The organism is Telluria sp. AIW5 (assembly GCF_056680575.1).
The window spans coordinates 3032211-3047801 of sequence record NZ_CM155289.1 but is presented as its reverse complement, the minus strand read 5'-3'; the positions used below and the strand labels follow the sequence as shown (position 1 = coordinate 3047801).

The window sequence follows — 15591 nt, the reverse complement described above, 5'->3', positions numbered from 1 at the left end:
TTTTCATTCGGCGCCGGCAGTTACCAGCCGATGTCCTTCAGCAGTTCGAAGGTCAGGTCGATCGGCGCCATCAGCGAGTGGGTCAGGTCGGCATTGATCGATGGCTCCATCAACAGGTTGCGCGAGGCCGCCGTGTTGTAGTGCGAGACCGACGAACCCGGCTGGTAAGGGTTGGGCGTGAACATTGTCACGCGGCGCTGCGCGTCGGCACCCGCCATCAAGCTCTTCGAGCGCTCGAACTTGCCCACGGTGCCGGCCGCATTGCCGTTCGGTTTCGTCAGGCTGGCGGCGATCAGCGCGCCGTCGGCTTGCGTCACCCGCACTGCCGGGATCGTGATCGCCGGATCGGCGCCGCCCATGCCCACCACCGGGCCTGGCGCATTGTCGGCCACGATCACGCCGATGGCGCCTGCCTCCTGCGCATTCCTGACCTTGACCGCGAAGCCGCAGGTGCCGCGGCTGACCAGGGCGATATTGCGGCGAACCGCCGCGGCATTGGCTGCATTGAAGGGCGTGCAGGCCGAGCCGGGGCTGTCCGCCTGCATGGCGACCTGGGCGATCTGGCCGGTGAGCGGCGAGCCGTCCAGCTTCGGACCGAAATCGGCTTCGCCCACGGCGAACAGGTCGCCGGCGAGCGCTTTGGCGCCGGCGCCGACGATGCGCAGCTGGGGCGTGGCGGTCAGCACCGAACCCGCGGCTGCGGTCACGCGGGCACCGGTCCAGGACAGGGCCGACGCCTTGAGCGAGGATGCGGCGCGCTCGGCATCCGTCATGTCGACCCACAGCTTGTTGGTCGTGTTGTCGAGCAGGTTGTGGTCCCACACCGACGGGTAGCCGGCGAACTGCGCGCCGGTTGCACCGTTGGTAAAGGTCTGGAAGCCCAGGCCGTGACCCATTTCATGCAGGAGCGTGGCGACGAAGTCGATGTTGTTGCCTTCGTTCGCGTCCAGGCCGAGGTAGAACGCGCTGCCGGCCAGGCAGTCAGCCTTGCCGAGTTCCGAATTGAAACGGGCATTGATCTGGGCACCCGGGGTGTCCGAAATCTCGCTGCCGTACAGCTTGTTGGCCAGTGCGTACGAGTAGATGGTGCCGGCCTTCGGCGCCCCCGGGAAATCGGCGAACACCTGGGTGGCGCCGGCGCTGCCGAGGACGGCGCCGGTGGCGGTGCAAGGCAGCGGCGTGAACTGCGCATTGATCACGATCGGTACCGGGCTGGTCAGGGTCGCACCCCAGATGTTGGCGGCGTGCGTGAACGCGATCAGGCGTTGCTGGCCGATGGTGGTGCCGGCATTGCCGCCGACGGGTGTGGCCAGGGTCGGGTCGTTGAAGCCGACGCCAGGCCCGTTCAGGTTGTTGATCACGATTTTGGCAGCGGCCTGGGCCGAGCCCATCGCGCCGCAGGACAGGGCCAGGGCGGCGGCCACCAGGCTCAAGCTTGGGCGCAAATTCGGCAGCATGGTTGGGCGCTTACTGGACTTCATGCTGGTGCTCCTCGGAATGCGTGGTCACTGGATTGTTCAGGGCGGATTCGGCGGCGGTTTTGCCATGGATGCAGTCGGCTTCGAGTTTGCCGTCGGCCGTGCGATGCACCACCGAGTACGACACCGACTCTTCATCGACGTAGGCTGCCGCGACGCCGTTCTGCTGCAGGCGCACGACGCCTGCAGCAGGGGCGCCGGCGGCCTTGCGTGCGGCTTTCTGGGCGGCGCGATCGGCGGCGCGCAGGTCGTTCAATTGTTTTGCTTCAACGGCGGTCGCGTTGCGCAGCTTGCCGGTGCGCGGGTCTTTGTGAACGGTCTGGCTGTCCTGTCCGGCGGCGAAAGCCGAACCGGCGAACGCCAGCGCCGCGATGGCGGCGACCTTGCGCAAGGTGGATACGGGGGTGTGCATATTTCTTGTCTCTCGGAAAAATATACTTCGATCGGTGCAGCGCTGTCCCGGTCTTGGCGCCGGTTGGTCGAGACTATAGCTTCGGCGACAAACAAACCGAGCAAATCGCCATGCAAATATTGTATTGTTATGGAACAAAAGTCACATATATTCTTCGGCTAACCCTGCTAAACGCCGGATGAATGTTGTCTTTTTGACCCGTTGTTTTGCCCACACAGGATTCTGTCGCAGTGGAAATATTCGCTCGTTTTTAGCGCGTCAGCGAACCGGTCGGCGCATAAAAAAACCCGCGGGCGCGCTGCCTGCGGGTTTTTTTGCTTTCCACACTTTTAGCCTGGCCGGACCTACAGCGCCAGCGCCCCCTGGCGCGCTGCGATCCACTCGTCGATTAGCGCGGCGCTGCCCGGCGCCACGTGCAAGCCCAGCTTGCTGCGCCGCCACAGGATGTCGGCACTGCCGCGCGCCCATTCGTGCTGCATCAGGTAGTCGATTTCGGCCGCATACAACCCCGGCACCACTTCCTCCCCCATGTCGTCCAGGCAGTCGCGGCGCGCCAGCAAGGTATGGATGCGGGTGCCGTATGCACGCGCGTAGCGCTCGAACAGGGGCGGCGGCAGCCACGGGTAGCGTCCGGCCTGGTGCGTGCTCCAGGCGGCGAATTCCAGCACGCCGCGCTTGGTGGGACGCGGACCGTACAGGTCGCCGCCCGGCAGGCAGGCCTGTTCGGTCCAGCCGGGAACTGCGCGGCCGAGCGCCCCGCCGATCCAGTCCACGGCCTGCTCGGCCAGCTTGCGGCTGGTCGTGATCTTGCCCCCGAACACAGACAGCAGCGGCGCCCCGGCCAGGTCCGGCTCGAGCCTGAAATCGCGCGTGGCCGCCGACGCGCTGGCGGCCGCGTCCTCGACCAGCGGACGCACGCCGGAATAGCTCCACAGCACGTCGGCGGGCGTGACCTGGCGCGTGAAATAGCGGTTCACCAGCTGGCACAGGTAACGCGTTTCCTCGGCGCTGATCGCCACCTTGTCGGGCTCGCCGCGGAAATCGACGTCGGTGGTGCCGACCAGCGTGAACGCGCCCTCGTAGGGCAGCGCGAACACGATGCGTCCGTCCGGGTGCTGGAAGATGTAGGCATGCGGATGATCGAACAGGCGCGGCACGACGATGTGGCTGCCCTTGATCAGGCGCAGCGCCTGGCCGCCCGCCGCCTGCGTGGCGCCCTGCAGGAAGCGCGCGGCCCAGGGACCGGCGGCGTTCACCAGGCAGCGCGCCGTCACGTGCAGGGGCCGGTCCTCGCCCTCGATCGATGCGCGCCAGCCATCGGGATGGCGTTGCGACACCATGCAGCGCGCGTGGGTGAGGATGACGGCGCCGCGCTCGCGGGCGTCGAGCGCGTTCAGCACCACCAGGCGCGCATCGTCGACCCAGCCGTCGGAATACATGAAGCCGCGCGTGAACTGCGGCAGCAAGGGCGCGCCGGCCGGATGGCTGCGCAGGTCAACAGAGTGCGAGCCGGGCAGGAACTCGCGCCGCGCCAGGCGGTCGTACAGGAACAGTCCGGCGCGGATCAGCCAGGCCGGGCGCGCACCGGCATCATGGGGCATCACGAAACGCAGCGGCCGCATGATGTGGGGCGCGCTGCGCAAGAGCGTTTCGCGCTCGATCAAGGCCTTGCGCACCAGGCCGAATTCGTAGTGTTCGAGGTAGCGCAGGCCGCCGTGGATGAGTTTGCTGGACGCCGAGGAGGTGTGCTGGCCCAGGTCGTCCTTTTCGCACAGCACGACGCGCAGGCCGCGCCCGGCCGCGTCGCGCGCGATCGCCGCGCCATTGATGCCGCCGCCGACGATCAGTACGTCGCACTCGTAACGCTTGATGGTGTCATCCACGGGGCCTCCTTCAGATCGCAAACCGATCCAGTGTATGCCGCCTCGTTTTCTCCATATTCGCATGGATCAATGGGTCCGGCGGCAGGAAATTCGCCGCGTGCAGCGCCGCAGGATGCCCGGGCGCACCCCGGCCGCGGCCAGCCGCCGGGCCTGTGTAAAATCGCGGGTATGAAAACACGCTTTCGTCACCGCTGATGGGCCAGCAACGCGCCTGGGTACGCATGCCCTCGGGCAAACGCCTCGACTTGCTGAACCCGACCCCTTTCGACTGGGACGACGCCGACCTCGCGCTCGGCCTGGCCCGGACCTACCGCTGGGGCGGGCACTCGGCCTGGCCCCTGCCCCTGTCCGTGGCCCAGCACTCGATCACGGTCATGCTGCTGCAGCGCGCCGCGCTCGGGCGGGTCGATCCCCTGCTCGAACTGCGGGAACTGCTGCATGACGCCGAGGAAGGCCTGCTCGGCTTCGATGCGCTCTCGGTCATTAAACCTTTCCTGGGCGAAGGTTTCCGGGCGCTGAGCCAGCGCCTGGAACAGGTGGTCTTCCTGCGTTACGGGCTGCCGTCCTGGACGCCGCTCGAGCACGCGCGCCACAAGCGCGCCGACCGCCTGGCGGCCGCCAGCGAAGCCGTGCACGTGGCCGGCTGGTCGCCCGAGGAAGTGCGCAGCACGCTCAAAATCCAGGCGGCGGTGCTGCAGGACGATCCGCTGGCCGCCGCATATGGCGGCACGCCCTGGGAGCCGTGGCCGCCGGCGCTGGCCTGCGAACGTTTCCTGGCCGAACTGCATCGCCTGGTGGCGGCGATTCGCTAACAATGCGTCGACAAAGGAGAAGTGCATGAAACGAATCGTCGTTCTGGCCGCAGCGCTGGTGCTTGCTTCGCCGGCTGGCGCGGCCTGCCCTGCGGCCGACCGCCTGGTTGACACCTACGGCATCTCGTTTTCCGGTTTCAGGAAGGCGCTGCCGGAAGCGCCGCCGCCGGTCGAGCATGGCGCGCGGACCGCGGACCTGGTCGTCATACGCCTGCCGGACCGGAAAGGCGAGGTGCCCGATGGCTTCATTCACTCGGCCCTGATCAACAAGGCAAGCAGGCAGGCCTGGATCCGGCGCAAAGGCGGTTTCGTTCCGGTGGACAAATGGTACGGTCCGGTAAAACTGGACAGCGTGAACCTGGAGGGCTGCGTTGTCGACGCCTGGCGCTGACACCGGCGCCGGGCTGCCGCCTGGTCCCCTCGAACAGGCCGCGCAGTTGCTGGCCGGTGCGGGATCGCTGCTGATCTGCGCCGGCGCCGGCATGGGCGTCGACTCCGGCCTGCCCGACTTTCGCGGCAGCAGCGGCTTCTGGCAGGCCTACCCGGCCCTGCGCGATTCCGGCATCGACTTCCACGAGATCGCCAACCCGGCGGCCTTCGCCTCCGACCCGGCCCTGGCCTGGGGATTCTACGGGCACCGGCTGCAGCTTTACCGCAACACGGTGCCGCATGTCGGCTTCGCCATCCTGCGCGACCTGGCGGCGCGCATGCCGGGCGGCGCTTTTGTTTTCACGAGCAATGTCGACGGCCAGTTCCAGCGCGCCGCGTTCGAGGAGGCGCAGATCGTCGAGTGCCATGGCGCCATCGACCAGCTGCAATGCACGCTGCCCTGTTCGAACGCGACCTGGCCGGCCCGGGGTTTCACGCCGCTCGTGGACGAGCACGCCTGTCGGCTGCGTTCGGAACCGCCCCGCTGCCCGCACTGCGGTGCGCTGGCGCGCCCAAATATCCTGATGTTCAACGACAGCCGGTGGATCGCCGACCGCACGGATGCGCAATTCGCACGGCTACGGCGCTGGCGAGCAGGCGTGCGCGGCCTGGTCGTCGTCGAGCTCGGCGCCGGCGTCGACATTCCATCGGTGCGTCGCATGAGCGAGATGCAAGGCGTGCCGATCGTGCGCATCAATCCGCGCGCGCCGCAACTCGACGGCCATCCGGGCCTTGCCATTCCGCTCACGGCGCGCGCGGCGCTGCAGACCATCGCAGACTTGATCAATCATAAACAATCGTAGCCAAGTCATTGATTTTAAAAGGATTGCCCCGATATCCACAAGAATTGTGGATAACTATGTGGACAAGCGCCACTTGACAAGCCGCAAGCGCAGTATTGATGCGGGTTTCAACAAAATGCCCAATCTACAGGCAAAAATTGTGTCCTTTAAAATCAATGGCTTGCACGAACTGATCTTTCGTTCACAGCGGCCTTATCAGCAAATTCCTACAAAGTCCTACAACGGGGGATAAGTCAGCCTTGGAGCTCCTGCCCGGCGGTTATCTCCGTATTTACTTCCCGCTTACTTCCATGCGTTCCGCGCCCGGTCGCGCACCAGCATCCGCACGCTTTCCGGCATCGGGGTTTTCGATTTCGCCGTGTCGGCCGTGATCCAGACGCATTCCTCGAAATGCTTGAGCATGGCCGGCGTCACGAAGCGGGTGCGCGCCGCGTAGACGTGGCGGTCGCCCATCTGCGCTTGCTGCTTGATGAAGAAGCGGTTCGGCACCACCAGGTGCAGGTGCTCCCTGGCGCGCGTCATGGCCACGTACAGCAGGCGCCGCTCTTCCTCGATTTCCTCCGCGCTGCCGGTACTCATGTCGGACGGAATACAGCCGTCGACAACATTGAGCACATGCACCGATTTCCATTCCTGGCCCTTGCTCGAGTGAATTGTCGACAGGATCAGGTAATCCTCGTCCAGCAGCGGCGGACCGGCGCGGTCGCTGGTCGCTTCCGGTGGGTCGAGCGTGATCTCGGCGAGAAAACTTTCGCGCGTGCCATGGCCGCCCGCCAGTTGCGCCAGCTGGGCGACGTCGGCCGCGCGCACCGTGGCATCGTCGTGCAGGCGCTCGAGGTGCGGCAGATACCAGTCGCGCACCAGCTCGATATCGGCCGGCCAGCGCAGCCCTGGCGTGCGCAGGCGGCGATACAGGGTGACGAAATCCTGCCAGTCGCCCCCGCTTTTGGACGGCGCGGCAAAGGCTTCCACGGCGTCGATGGCTTCCGGCGCCTCGGCCACCGCATCCAGCAGGCGGGTAGCGGTGGCCGGACCGATACCCGGGATCAGTTGCAGCACCCGGAAACCGGCCATGCGTCCGTTCGGATTCTGGGCAAAGCGCAGCACGGCCAGCACGTCCTTGATGTGCGAGGCTTCCAGGAATTTCAGGCCGCCGAATTTGACGAAGGGAATATTCCGGCGCATCAGTTCGAGTTCCAGCGCCGCGCTATGGCTGGCCGCGCGAAACAGCACGGCTTGCGTGGTCAGCTTGATGCCGGCTTCGCGGTGCTCGAGGATGCGCTTGCAGACCCAGCGCGCCTGTTCGGCCTCGTCGGGAATCAACACGAGCTGCGGCAGGCTGCTGGCGACTTTGTCGGTCCACAGCGTCTTGGCGTGGCGCTCGAGCGCACCGGCAATGAGCGCATTCGAGGCGTCCAGGATCGGCTGGGTCGAGCGGTAATTGCGGTCCAGCGTGATCACCTGCGCCGGCTGCGTGAACTGGCCGGGAAAGTCGAGGATGTTGCGCACCGTCGCGCCGCGGAAGGAATAGATCGACTGGGCATCGTCGCCCACCACCATCACGCCATCGCCTCCCGGCTTCATGCCGGTGATGATGGTGGCTTGCAAGCGATTGGTGTCCTGGTATTCGTCGACCAGTACGTGGTCGAACAGGCCGCCGATCTCCGGTCCGAGCTCGGGGTCGGAGGCCATCTCGGCCCAGAACAGCAGCAGGTCGTCGTAGTCGAGCACGTTCTGTTCCTGCTTGGCGTCGACATAGGCGCCGAACAGGCGTTTCAGCTCCGCTTCCCACTCGACGCACCAGGGGAAGGTGCTCTGCAGCACGAGGTCGAGCGGCTCGCGCGAATTGACCACGCGCGAATAGATCGACAGGCAAGTCCCCTTCAAGGGAAAGCGCTTGGCGGTTTGGGTCAGGCCGATCTCGTGGCGCACCAGCCCCATCAGGTCTTCGGAGTCGCCGCGGTCGTGGATGGTGAACGATTCGTCCAGGCCGATGCGGCCGGAAAACTCGCGCAGCAGGCGCGCGCCGATGCTGTGGAAGGTGCCGGCCCACGGCAGGGTCGCGACGCCCTGGCTGCTCCCTCCCATGATGCGCTGCAGGACATTGCCTGCGCGTTGGGTCATCTCGTTGGCGGCGCGCCGCGAGAACGTCAATAGCAGGATCCGCTGCGGATCGGCGCCCGCCATGATCAGGCGGGCAACCCGGTGCGCCAGCGTATTCGTCTTGCCGGAACCGGCGCCCGCCACCACCAGCAAGGGCCGGGCCGGTGCGCCACGGGCCGATGTGCCAATATCGTGCTCGACCGCAGCGCGCTGCTCGGGATTGAGGCTGGCGAAGGGGTCGTCGGTCGTGGGCACAGCAGCGGCGGCAGCGGACATGGGGAAGTGGCAAATAGTAAACAACGCAACTGTACATTTGTCCAGTAGCGCTTCGCAAGTGCATTTTGCACTCGCCCTCCCCTGCCCTGTTGTAAAAAGCTTGCACGAACGCTCGACGAAGTTCGCCTGTTACATGATCGCCCTACGCTAAGTGGCCGTAACTAAAGAACTTTTCCGGATATCCACAAACTCTGTGAATAACTTTGTGGAAAAGATGGGGCTTGACAGCCGGAAAACGCGTCCGTATGCGGCTTTCAACAACTTGCCCATTCGACGGGCAATGCTGAATTGATGGAAAATCAATGACTTGCGAGATCATGTGCAGAACCATGAGGAATTGCGGCAAACATGAAAAAAAGCAATTTATGTGTATAAGCTGCCCCGCAGGTCACGCGACAAAGCTGACGCTTTGACATCAAAAACAGATTACGGACGGAAACTTTCAGGAGCGGGCGCGGCGCCGGTGCGGCTCCAGAAGCACGCGCTCGATGACGTCGACGCCGATATCGCGAGCGCGCAGGAACTCAAAGGCAGACATGGTATTGGCACTGCCCTGGACTGCAATGCCGGCATCGACGATGCGGCGCTGGCGCGCATCGGTGCGGGATTCGTCCATGGCGGCCAGCAGGTTGATGCGCTCGACTGAAGCTTGCTCCATCGTGACCTCGACTTGTCAGGTTGAATGCTGTTAAGTATTCGGATGCTGTGAAGTATTCATCAATACAAAACAATGTCAATGTCAACTTCTTATCGAAAAGTGTAAAAATTTGAATAGGCGACTTTCCCAAGAGAGCGCCACCGCGCAATCGATCGTCCTAGAATGGCCGTGTTCTCCATCCACCTGCGAGGCAACCATGGCTACGACTCCCGAACCCGACCTGAACCCTGGCGACGAAGCTTCCCCCGGCACACCCGGCGCCGGCGAAGACGTCTGCGAAGCCTGCTCCGGCAGCGGCAAGCTGGCCGACGGCAAGCAATGTCCGCAATGCGGCGGCAGCGGGCGTGTCATGCGCGGGATCGGCGGCGGCTAAGAGCCCAGGCTCCAGGGGCAAACCCCTTGGCGAGCTGGTTCGTGCCGTGACAGAACGCCGGGCGGGCGCGATAATGGCGCGATGACCTCACCGCCCGTCCTCGACCGCCCGCGTCCCGCATCCCTGCCCGACCTGTTTTTCTCCTTTACCTTCCTGGCCCTGCAGGGCTTCGGCGGCGTGCTCGCGGTCGTCCAGCGCGAGCTCGTCGAGCGCAAGCGCTGGCTGAGCCACGAGGAATTCATCGAGGACTGGGCGGTGGCGCAGATCATGCCGGGGCCGAACGTCGTCAACCTGTCGATGATGATCGGCGCCCGCTATTTCGGCCTGCGCGGCGCGCTGACGGCGCTGGCCGGCATGCTGGCCGTGCCGCTGGTGCTGATCCTGCTGCTGGCGGTCCTGCATGCGCGCTTCGCCGATAATGCGCAGGTGGCCGGCGCCCTGCGCGGCATGGCGGCGGTCTCGGCCGGGCTGATCGCGGCGGTCGGCCTCAAGATGTGGGCCGCACTCAAGCGTAACCCCGTGCCCCTGCCCTGGTGCCTGGCGATCATCGTGGCCGGCTTCGTGCTGGTCGGGCTGTTGAAATTCCCGCTCGCCTGGGTGCTGCTCGTCCTCGGCGGCCTGGGCTGCGTACTGGCTTACCGGGGGCTGCGATGAACGCCGCGATCCACATCACCCTCGCCTGGCACGACTGGCTGAACCTGTTCGGCCACTACCTGTTGCTGTCGATGATGTCGCTCGGCGGGGCGATCTCGACGACCTCTGAAATGCACCGCTTCCTGGTGGAGCAGCATGGCTGGCTGACCCAGGCCCAGTTTAACGATTCGATCGCGCTGGCCCAGGCCGCGCCCGGGCCGAACGTGCTGTTCGTCGCACTGATGGGCTGGAACGTCGGCATGAACGCCGGCAGTACCGCGGCCGCCTTCCTCGGCGTGCTGGTCGCGATGACCGGCATCCTGCTGCCCTCGACCATCTTTACTTACCTGGTCGCGCAATGGGGCCACCGCAACCGCGAGTTGCGCGCCGTGCGCGCCTTCAAGCAGGGCATGGCGCCGGTCGTGATCGCCCTGCTGCTGTCGACGAGCTGGATCCTGGCCAGCTCGGCGGGGGGCGATGGTTATCATTGGCCGCTGTGGCTGCTTGCGCTGGCCAGCTGCCTCGTCATCTGGCGTACGAAGCTGCACCTGCTGTGGATGCTCGGCCTGGGCGCGCTGTTGGGGGCGCTCGGCGTCGTCTAGGGTGCTTTCCTGGAGGCGCGGCGCCGCCGCCGCGCCCCAGCCGTGCGTCCAGCACGAGGCTTGCCGAAATGGCATACTTGCGGTACCAACGCACCCGGACCCTCCCATGACCACACTCATCAGCGAACACGCCAGCTTCGGCGGCATCCAGCGTTTCTACCAGCACGATTCCAGCGCCATCGGCCTGCCGATGCGTTTTTCGGCCTACCTGCCGCCCGGCCATGAGGGCAAGCAGCTGCCGGTGCTGTTCTACCTCGCCGGCCTGACCTGCACCGAAGAGACCTTCGCCATCAAGTCCGGATTCCAGCGCGTGGCCGCCGAGGAAGGCCTGATCGTCGTCGCGCCCGACACCAGCCCGCGCGGCGCCGGCGTGCCGGGTGAAACCGACAGCTGGGACTTCGGCGTCGGCGCCGGCTTCTATGTCGACGCGACCGAAGCGCCCTGGTCGCGCCACTACCGCATGAACAGCTACATCCTCGAACTGCGCGAACTGGTGCTGCGCGAGTTCGGCGCCGATCCGGCGCGCTGCGGCATCTTCGGCCACTCGATGGGCGGCCACGGGGCACTGGTGCTGGCCCTGCGCAATCCGGAACTGTTCCGGTCGGTATCGGCCTTTGCACCGATCGCCGCCCCGAGCCGCTGCCCGTGGGGCGAAAAAGCCTTCGGCGGCTACCTCGGCGCGGACCGGTCCAGCTGGCGCGCCTGGGATGCGACCGAGCTCGTCGCCGAAGGGCCCGTGCGCTTCCCGCAAGGTATCCTTGTCGACCAGGGACTGGCCGATAAATTCCTGCCCGACCAGCTCAATCCGGACGTCTTCGAGGCCGCCTGCCGCGCCGCCGGCCAGCCCCTGACCCTGCGCCGCCACCCCGGCTACGACCACGGTTATTACTTCATTGCCAGCTTCGTCGAAGACCACCTGCGCTTCCACCGCCGCCAGCTCGGCTGACGCCGCCTTCCTTTCTTATGGACCGCCGGAATGGATATCAGTTCCGGCCGCTCGCCCCCTTTCTGCCCTCCCGCAACGCCGCCGCAACGCGGACGCGCACCGCCTTTTGAATCCTTGAAAATACCGCCGTGCCGCCCTATAAAACAGGTGCGGCGGCACACCGTGCGTCACGCGCGCCCAATAGAAAATTCCGCAGGGCAAACGGGCGGCGCGACAGCGAAAACGTGGTGTATTCTGAAATTTCAGCACGTGAGTGCGTGCGCAGTTTTACCTTGTCCTTCGGCTGCGACCCGGGGTGCATGGTGGGGTGATCACGATGGTCGAGGTACGCCAGTTCAGGAATCGCGCGCAGGCCGGCAAGCTGCTTGCGAAAGCGCTTGGCGCCTGGGCGCACCAGCCTGATGCGATCGTGCTCGGACTGCCGCGCGGCGGCGTGCCGGTTGCCTTCGCAGTGGCGATGACGCTCGGCCTCGAGCTCGACATCCTGCTCGTGCGCAAGCTGGGCCTGCCTGCCCAGCCCGAGTATGCGATCGGCGCCGTCGGCAGCGGTGGCGTGCAGGTGCTGCAGCCGGGCGTGCCCGGTTTGATGGGTGTCACGCAGGAGCAGGTCGACGCGATCGCCGCCCGCGAGCTGCTGGAAATCGAACGGCGTACCCGCCTCTACCGGGGCGGGCGCGCGCCGCCGGTGCTGGCCGGCCGCGTGGTGATCATCGTCGACGACGGCATTGCCACCGGCTCGACGATGCTGGCCGCGGTGGAAGTCGCGCGCCGGCATGCGGCGCGGCGCGTCGTCGTCGCCGCGCCGGTCGCCCCGCCCGACACGCTGGCGGCGCTGGCGCCGCTGGCCGACGACGTGGTCTGCCTGGCCGCGCCCCTGCGTTTTCGGGCGGTCAGCCAGTGGTACGAGGCCTTCGACCAGACGAGCGACGAGGAAGTGCAGGACTTGCTGGCAATGGCCTGGCGCAGCGGGGCGGAGCGTCCGCCCGGCACGCAAGCGTAGCAACCGAAGCAACCTAACAGAGAGGACGGAACATGAGACACACCACCCCTACCGACAGCAGCATCGAAGCGAGCGACCTGGCCAAGTTGCTGGGCGGGGCCGCCGCCGGCGCCCTGCTGATGTACATGCTCGACCCTGACCGCGGCAGCGCACGACGCGCCACCTCGACCACGGCCTTGCGCACCGCGGGTTGGCGCACTGGCAGTGCGCTCGGCAATGCCTGGCACGGCATTGGCGAGCGCATCGGCAAGGCTGCCAGCCATGCCACGGAGGCGGCCGGCGAGATGCTCGACGACGCCGGCAAGGCCACCGGCAAATATCTCGACGACGCCAGCTCGACGGCCGGCAAATACGCGGACGAGGCCGGCTCGCGTGCCGGCAAATACATGGACGAAGCGGGTTCGCGCGCCGGCAAATACGTGGACCGCATGCTCGAATCGGCCAAGCCCAACGGATCGGCGCGCCGCACCTACGACGACGCCCTCGAGGGCGCCTCGCGCATGATCGACGATGCGTCGAGCAGCGCCAGTGCCGCCGCCTCGCGCTTCGGCAGCATGGCCAGCCAGGCCGCCGGCAGCGCCGCCAAAGCACTGCACCTCGACAACCGCGACGACCTGTCGGCCCTGCTGCGCAACCCGGCGGTGGTGGGCGCAGGCCTGCTTGGCCTGATCGGGCTGTTCCGTCGCTCGCCGCTGGGCGCCGCCGCCGCCGTGGCCGCGCTCGCCTACGCGGCACGCGGCAGCAGCAGCGGCTCGCTCCTCTCGAACCTGCTGGGCAGCGGCAGCAGCCGCGGCCGCGGCATCGACCTGGAAAAAACCATCCGCATCGACGCCTCGCCGGGCGAAGTCTACGAGATGTGGAACAACTACGAGAACTTCCCGCGCTTCATGTCGCATGTGGTCGAAGTGCGCGACATGGGCCACCGCCGTTCGCACTGGGTGGTGCAGGGTCCGGCCGGCACCCACTTCGAATTCGATTCCGTGCTGACCGAGCAGTCGAAGAACCGGCGCCTGGCCTGGCGCAGCGAGCCTGGCGCGCAGATCCCGAACTCCGGCTCGGTCGAATTCGAACCCTACCGCGGCGGCACCCGCGTCACCGTGCGCTTCTCGTACTCGCCGCCGGCGGGCGCACTCGGCCACGGCCTGGCTTCGCTGCTGGGCTCGGACCCGAAACAGCAGATGGACGACGACCTCGCGCGCATGAAGGTTTTCATCGAGCGCGGCGCCACGCATCATGGCACTGCGCACGATCCCGCGATGCGCGAGAAATCGGGCAGCCGCTTCCTGCACTGACGCCATGACGGCCGCGATCGACATCACCGCGGCCGCGCTCGCGGCCGCCGCCCGCCCGCTGACCGGCGGGCCGGGCGACTACGACGCCCTGATGAAGCTCGTGGGCGACGCCCGCTTCGTGCTGATCGGCGAAGCGACCCACGGCACCCACGAGTTCTACGAGGAACGGGCGCGCATCACCCAGCGCCTGATTCGCGAAAAGGGATTCACCGCGGTGGCGGTCGAGGCCGACTGGCCCGACGCCTACCGCGTCAACCGCTATGTGCGCGGCGAAGGCAGCGACGCCGACGCGGACGCGGCGCTCTCCGGCTTCGAGCGCTTCCCTGCCTGGATGTGGCGCAACACCGACGTCTCCACCTTCATCGACTGGCTGCGCACACACAATGCCGGCGTCAAGGCTGGTCCCAAGGTCGGCTTCTACGGCCTCGACCTGTACAGCCTGTTCACCTCGGTGCGCGAAGTACTGAACTACCTCGACGGGGTCGACCCGGCTGCGGCCGCGGAAGCACGGCGGCGCTATGCCTGCTTCGACCATTACGACGAAGACAGCCAGCACTACGGCTACGCCACCGGCATCGGCCTGTCCGAATCCTGCCAGCAAGGGGTATTGACCCAGCTGCAGGCACTCCAGCAGCGCGCCCTGGACTACATGCAGGGCGACGGCGCCTCGGGCGAGGACGCGTTTTTCTACGCGCAGCAGAACGCGCGCCTCGTCAAAAACGCCGAGGAATACTACCGCACCATGTTCCGCGGCCGCGTATCGTCCTGGAACCTGCGCGACAGCCACATGGCCGAAACCCTCGATGCCCTTGCACGCCACCTGTCGAAGGACGGCGAGCCCGCGAAGATCGTGATCTGGGAACACAATTCCCACATCGGCGACGCACGTGCCACCTACATGGGCGACCTGGGCGAATGGAATGTCGGCGAACTGGCGCGCAAGGCCTATCCGGGCCAGACCTGCCTGGTCGGCTTTTCGACCTACGACGGCCACGTGACGGCGGCCTCGGAATGGGACGGTCCGGCCGAGCGCAAGCGCGTGCGCCCCGGCATGCCCGGCAGTTACGAGGAATTGCTGCACCACGTCGGCCTGCCGCGCTTCTACCTGAACCTGCGTGACGACAGCCCGGAGCGCCGCCTGCTGCTCGACCAGCGCCTGGAACGGGCCATCGGCGTGCTCTACCTGCCGCGCAGCGAACGCCAGAGCCATTACTTCAATGCCCAGCTGGCCCGGCAGTTCGACGCCATCATCCACATCGACCGCACCAACGCCCTGGTGCCGCTCGACGCGACCAGCGGTTGGCACTCGGGCGAGCCGCCGGAGACCTTTCCGGAGGGGATTTAGGGCGGAGAATCCAAGGGCCGGCCTGTCGCTTGTGCGCAGCACCACCGGCCCTCCCCCCGCCCTGCCGGACACGACCGGGCGATTCAGGCCCGGTTCGGCGGATTGCGCGCGGCGTCGATGTCGAGCGCGCCGTTGTGGTCGAGGATGGCCGCCGCGCGCGCCAACTGGGACGCGTCGGCGACCGTCACCGTCACCACGCAATGGCCGGCGTGTTCGCCCGGCACGAACACGTCTTTATAGTCGGTGCCGCCTTTGACTTCCGGCGAATCGCCGACATAGAAATTGCCCTCGCCCGGTCCGGCCTCGTCGATGCCAACGGAAATGTCGATACCCTCGCGGTCGAAGCCTTCGGCCAGCAAGCCCTTGCGTGCCTGCTCGGCCGCTTCGTAGTTAGGCAGCATGCGTACGATCTGGTTGTTCATGGTCGCTCCATTCTTGCAGTTGTCATCACCCTACCAGAATCCCTTTTGCCGCGGCGCTCGCCCGCACCGCGGCACACGCGCCCGCGCCTGTTGGCCTTTGAACACGCCAGAAACGGAACGGCCC

The 15591-nt window shown here is 66.4% G+C and carries 16 protein-coding genes; 10 read left to right on the top strand and 6 right to left on the bottom strand.

Translation table 11 applies throughout. The features are described from left to right. Positions 1 to 20: 20 nt before the first annotated feature. The 3 genes from AC1MEM_RS13520 to glpD all read right to left on the bottom strand — a co-directional run bounded on the left by AC1MEM_RS13520 (position 21) and on the right by glpD (position 3773). Entirely contained in the window at positions 21 to 1481 is a 1461-nt protein-coding gene (locus AC1MEM_RS13520; RefSeq protein WP_499471172.1) for a PA domain-containing protein, read from the bottom strand. Then, the gene (locus AC1MEM_RS13515; RefSeq protein WP_499471170.1) at positions 1468 to 1890 is read right to left on the bottom strand and encodes a post-PEP-CTERM-1 domain-containing protein; all 423 of its coding nucleotides are present in this window, start codon (positions 1888 to 1890) and stop codon (positions 1468 to 1470) included. Before AC1MEM_RS13515 ends, AC1MEM_RS13520 begins: the two co-directional genes overlap by 14 nt. A 344-nt stretch (positions 1891 to 2234) precedes the next feature. After that, complete coding sequence (glpD, locus tag AC1MEM_RS13510; protein ID WP_499471168.1) at positions 2235 to 3773, bottom strand: glycerol-3-phosphate dehydrogenase; 1539 nt, start codon at positions 3771 to 3773, stop codon at positions 2235 to 2237. Positions 3774 to 3967: 194 nt separating this feature from the next. Here glpD and AC1MEM_RS13505 point away from each other — a divergent pair, with 194 nt between their 5' ends. Genes AC1MEM_RS13505 through AC1MEM_RS13495 form a run of 3 tightly spaced genes read left to right on the top strand, consistent with a single transcriptional unit; the run spans position 3968 to position 5817 of the window. Continuing rightward, positions 3968 to 4585, top strand: a complete 618-nt coding sequence (locus tag AC1MEM_RS13505; RefSeq protein ID WP_499471167.1) for a phosphohydrolase — start codon at positions 3968 to 3970, stop codon at positions 4583 to 4585. A gap of 25 nt (positions 4586 to 4610) precedes the next feature. Next, positions 4611 to 4976, top strand: a complete 366-nt coding sequence (locus AC1MEM_RS13500; RefSeq protein ID WP_499471165.1) for a hypothetical protein — start codon at positions 4611 to 4613, stop codon at positions 4974 to 4976. Beyond that, positions 4957 to 5817: an SIR2 family NAD-dependent protein deacylase gene (locus AC1MEM_RS13495; protein ID WP_499471164.1), complete on the top strand. Its 861-nt coding sequence runs from the start codon at positions 4957 to 4959 to the stop codon at positions 5815 to 5817. The genes AC1MEM_RS13500 and AC1MEM_RS13495 overlap by 20 nt, the downstream gene beginning before the upstream one ends. Positions 5818 to 6099: 282 nt before the next feature. Here AC1MEM_RS13495 and AC1MEM_RS13490 read toward each other — a convergent pair whose 3' ends face one another. Continuing rightward, entirely contained in the window at positions 6100 to 8196 is a 2097-nt protein-coding gene (locus tag AC1MEM_RS13490; protein ID WP_499471162.1) for an ATP-dependent helicase, read from the bottom strand. Between the two features lie 442 nt (positions 8197 to 8638). Further along, positions 8639 to 8854, bottom strand: a complete 216-nt coding sequence (locus AC1MEM_RS13485; protein ID WP_499471160.1) for a hypothetical protein — start codon at positions 8852 to 8854, stop codon at positions 8639 to 8641. Positions 8855 to 9050: 196 nt separating this feature from the next. On the opposite strand from AC1MEM_RS13485, the gene AC1MEM_RS13480 reads away from it, so the two are divergent. The 7 genes from AC1MEM_RS13480 to AC1MEM_RS13450 all read left to right on the top strand — a co-directional run bounded on the left by AC1MEM_RS13480 (position 9051) and on the right by AC1MEM_RS13450 (position 15045). Then, positions 9051 to 9227 (top strand): hypothetical protein, encoded by a 177-nt coding sequence (locus AC1MEM_RS13480; protein ID WP_499471158.1) that lies wholly within the window; start codon positions 9051 to 9053, stop codon positions 9225 to 9227. Positions 9228 to 9308: 81 nt separating this feature from the next. After that, a complete protein-coding gene (locus AC1MEM_RS13475; RefSeq protein WP_499471156.1) occupies positions 9309 to 9881 on the top strand; it encodes a chromate transporter in 573 nt (190 codons plus the stop codon). Further along, complete coding sequence (locus AC1MEM_RS13470) at positions 9878 to 10462, top strand: chromate transporter (protein ID WP_499471154.1); 585 nt, start codon at positions 9878 to 9880, stop codon at positions 10460 to 10462. The genes AC1MEM_RS13475 and AC1MEM_RS13470 overlap by 4 nt, the downstream gene beginning before the upstream one ends. A gap of 106 nt (positions 10463 to 10568) precedes the next feature. Continuing rightward, positions 10569 to 11408: an S-formylglutathione hydrolase gene (gene fghA / locus AC1MEM_RS13465; protein ID WP_499471152.1), complete on the top strand. Its 840-nt coding sequence runs from the start codon at positions 10569 to 10571 to the stop codon at positions 11406 to 11408. A 316-nt stretch (positions 11409 to 11724) separates the two neighbouring features. Next, positions 11725 to 12408 carry a phosphoribosyltransferase gene (locus AC1MEM_RS13460; protein WP_499471151.1) on the top strand — a complete coding sequence of 228 codons (684 nt, stop codon included), beginning with the start codon at positions 11725 to 11727 and terminating at the stop codon, positions 12406 to 12408. 32 nt (positions 12409 to 12440) lie between these two features. Then, a complete protein-coding gene (locus tag AC1MEM_RS13455) occupies positions 12441 to 13700 on the top strand; it encodes an SRPBCC family protein (RefSeq protein ID WP_499471149.1) in 1260 nt (419 codons plus the stop codon). Between the two features lie 4 nt (positions 13701 to 13704). Further along, positions 13705 to 15045: an erythromycin esterase family protein gene (locus AC1MEM_RS13450; protein ID WP_499471148.1), complete on the top strand. Its 1341-nt coding sequence runs from the start codon at positions 13705 to 13707 to the stop codon at positions 15043 to 15045. Positions 15046 to 15128: 83 nt separating this feature from the next. On the opposite strand, the gene AC1MEM_RS13445 is transcribed toward AC1MEM_RS13450, so the two are convergent. Beyond that, entirely contained in the window at positions 15129 to 15467 is a 339-nt protein-coding gene (locus AC1MEM_RS13445) for a hypothetical protein (RefSeq protein WP_499471145.1), read from the bottom strand. Between the last annotated feature and the right edge of the window lie 124 nt (positions 15468 to 15591).